This is a genomic window from Streptomyces actuosus (assembly GCF_016921115.1).
Lineage (GTDB): Bacteria > Actinomycetota > Actinomycetes > Streptomycetales > Streptomycetaceae > Streptomyces > Streptomyces actuosus_A.
This window is the reverse complement of sequence record NZ_JAFFZS010000163.1, coordinates 1-489: the sequence shown is the minus strand read 5'-3', so window position 1 is coordinate 489 and position 489 is coordinate 1. Positions and strand designations below refer to the sequence as shown.

The following is a 489-nucleotide window of genomic DNA, read 5'->3' as shown; positions in this document are numbered from 1 at the left end:
AATAAATAAAAAAAAAATATATATTTCAGAAATATTCATATTGTTTGATGAGATTACCCCTTCCCCCAATTAAGGGTGAATCAGCTCGATTTTTTCGTGTTGGTTATTAAATGATATGTTAGAGACTTTAGTTTAATGGTAAAACATGTGACTTTTAATCATTATCTTATGGGTTCAAGTCCCATAAGTCTTATAATATTTAAATATTAATGACTATAAGTTAACGGTAGACTGCTTATTTACCATATAAGATGTGCTGATTCGAATTCAGCTAGTCATAAGGGATAAATTAATGGCTATAAGTTAATGGTAGACTGTTCGTTTTCCATACGAAGTGTGTCGATTCGATTTCGGCTAGCCGTAAAAAGGGGTTAGTAACTTAATAGGTAAAGGACTTGCTTGTCGAGCGAGTAGATGTCGGATCGAAGCCGATCTAACCCGAGAAATATATAACTGAAATGTGGTATATTATTAAGTATGGATAAATAT

Annotated in this window: 2 tRNA genes; both read left to right on the top strand. The window is 31.9% G+C overall.

What is annotated here, in order from left to right:
- Positions 1-121: 121 nt before the first annotated feature.
- Positions 122-193: transfer RNA gene (locus JS756_RS39030), tRNA-Lys, on the top strand.
- Between the two features lie 175 nt (positions 194-368).
- A tRNA-Asp gene (locus tag JS756_RS39025) sits at positions 369-441 on the top strand.
- Positions 442-489: the final 48 nt, after the last annotated feature.